1 protein-coding gene is annotated in these 2,644 nt (G+C 71.0%); it reads left to right on the forward strand.

From position 1 onward, the window contains the following. The first annotated feature begins 505 nt into the window (after positions 1-505). The gene (locus PINTE_RS02580; RefSeq protein WP_068425816.1) at positions 506-2,623 is read left to right on the forward strand and encodes an ArnT family glycosyltransferase; all 2,118 of its coding nucleotides are present in this window, start codon (positions 506-508) and stop codon (positions 2,621-2,623) included. The last annotated feature ends 21 nt before the right edge of the window (positions 2,624-2,644 follow it).

A 2,644-nucleotide genomic window follows, 5' to 3' on the forward strand; every position in this document is an offset into this window, starting at 1 on the left:
CCCCACCGCCCCCGCCGGGGCCAGCGCGCCCGTGAAACCCCCTGAGTCAGGCTCACCCCACACCCGGCCGCCGCGCCAGCAACCTGAACGAATCCATACCAACCCCTGCAGAAAACCTTTGGGAACCATCGCAATAACGCTGTTAGTGGCCCGATCGCCCCGTGAGAGCTGCTGTTCGCGCGCCGCAGCCCTGACTACAAGCAGTTTTCACGGTCGTTCTCGCGGGTTTCTGAGGGCAGCCGGGCCTGCTGTCTGGCGGCGGGCGTCAGCTGGCTTTCACCGCTCGGACTATCACCGCAGTCACAGGGTCGGCAGCCCCGAGCTTCTGACGAGCACGTTTGCTCATGGGGGCGGTCTCGGGCTGGCGCGGTGATAGTCCGAGCGGTGCCGACAGGGGCTGTGGCTAACGGATCGATGCGGCCTTGACCGCACAGACGGCGGGCTCATCGACCCCCGCCAGGGGTGACACAGCAGACGCATAGCGTCGGGGCGGAATGTCAGTGACATGGACATCGCCATCGCACGACGCATCGAGAATCTGCGTCCGCCGCGCGTGAAGCCCTTGTGGCGTTCGCGCGACGGGCAGACCGCCACCGAGGTGGCCGTCCCCGCCGACACCCGCGAGGCCACCGCCTCCGGGCTCGGCGTCGACGCCACCCGCTTGCGCGACCGGCCCCGCGCCCAGCAGCTCTCGCTGGCCGCGCTGCTGCTCGGCACACTGGTTTTCTGGCTGTACGGTCTGAGCGCCAACGGGTACGCCAACTCGTTCTACTCGGCGGCCGTTCAGGCCGGGTCGCAGAGCTGGGAGGCGTTCTTCTACGGCTCCTCCGACGCGGCGAACTCGATCACCGTCGACAAGCCGCCGGCCTCGCTGTGGGCGATGGCGCTGTCGGTGCGGATCTTCGGGCTCAACAGCTGGGCGATCCTCGTGCCCGAGGTGCTCATGGGCGTGGCGACCGTCGCCCTCGTCTACGCCGGCGTGCGCCGCTACTTCGGCCACGCCGCGGGCCTGCTCGCCGGCGCCGTGCTGGCGCTGATCCCGGTCGCGACGCTGATGTTCCGGTTCAACAACCCCGACGCGCTGCTCGCGCTGCTGCTCACCGCCGCGTGCGTCGCGACGATGCGGGCCATCGAGAAGGCCAGCCCGCGCTGGCTCATGCTCGTCGGCGTGCTGCTCGGCTTCGGCTTCCTCACCAAGACCCTGCAGGCCTTCCTCGTACTGCCGGTGCTCGGCCTGACCTACCTGGTCACCGCCCCCACGACGCTGGGCAAGCGCATCGCGCACTCGTTCGCCGCGCTGGCCGCGGTGATCGTCGCCGGAGGCTGGTGGGTCGCCATCGTCGAGCTCGTGCCCGCCTCCGCGCGGCCCTACATCGGCGGGTCACAGACCAACTCCTTCCTCGAGCTGACCTTCGGCTACAACGGCCTCAACCGCATCGACGGCAACGCCGACGGCTCCGTCGGCGGGGCCGGCCCGAACGCCGGCACCGGCTCCATCTGGCGCATGTTCACCGCCTCGATCGGCGGACAGATCTCCTGGTTCATCCCCACCGCGCTGCTCTTCCTGAGCGTCGGCCTGTGGCTGACCCGCAAGGCCCCGCGCACCGACCTGACCCGCGCCGCCTACCTCGTGTGGGGTGGCTCGATGGTCGTCACCGGCCTGGTGTTCTCCCTCATGCAGGGGATCTTCCACGAGTACTACACGGTGGCCCTGGCGCCGTACATCGCCGCGATCGTCGGCATGGGCGCGGCCGCCGCGTGGAAACGCTCGACGCAGCCGGGTCGGAGCCGCACCGGCTCCTACGCGCTGGCCGCGGGGGTCGCGATGGCCGCGACGTGGAGCTTCTTCCTGCTGACCCGCGTCGACGCGTACGGCCCGCTGCGCTACCTCGTCTTCGGAGTCGGGATGGCCGCCGCGTTCCTGCTGTTCGTCAGCACCCGGCTGCACCGCCGGTTCGTGCCGGTCGTGCTCGCCGCCGCGCTGCTCGCCAGCCTCGCCGGCCCCGCGGCCTACAGCGTCTCGACCGTGACCAGCGCGCACGCCGGCTCGATCGTCACCGCCGGGCCGAGCAGCGGCATGGGCGGCCCGGGTGGCATGGGCGGCCAGGGCGGCCCCGGCGGCCAGATGGGCACCCCGCCCGCGATGCCCGGCTCCCAGAACGGCACCAGCCCGAACGGCACCAGCCAGAACGGCACGAGCCAGAACGGCACGAGCCAGGACGGCATGGGCGGCCCCGGCGGCGGCATGGGCGGCCTGCTCAACGCCACCGAAGCCAGCAGCGAGGTCGTCTCCGCGCTGCAGAGCAACGCGAGCAGCTACACGTGGGTGGCCGCGGCGATCGGCAGCCAGAACGCCGCGGGCCTGCAGCTCGGCAGCGGCGAGCCGGTCATGGCGATCGGCGGGTTCAACGGCTCCGACCCGAGCCCGACGCTGGCGCAGTTCCAGCAGTACGTGCAGAACGGTCAGATCCACTACTTCCTCGCCGGCAGCCAGTTCGGCGGCCAGAACGGCGGCTCGGACGACGCGTCGCAGATCAGCGAGTGGGTGCAGGCCAACTACACCCAGGTGACGATCGGCGGCACGACGTTCTACGACCTCACCGCCCCCGTCACCGCCTCCTGACCCCCGGCCCCTACTCCCCGG

Origin of the sequence: Piscicoccus intestinalis NBRC 104926 (assembly GCF_001515525.1) — a bacterium.
GTDB classification, from domain to species: Bacteria; Actinomycetota; Actinomycetes; order Actinomycetales; family Dermatophilaceae; genus Kineosphaera; species Kineosphaera intestinalis.

What these genes read in the sequence shown, in the direction of transcription:
- PINTE_RS02580 (WP_068425816.1), top strand. Translation starts at nt 506, where the DNA reads ATGGACATCGCCATCGCACGACGCATCGAGAATCTGCGTCCGCCGCGC.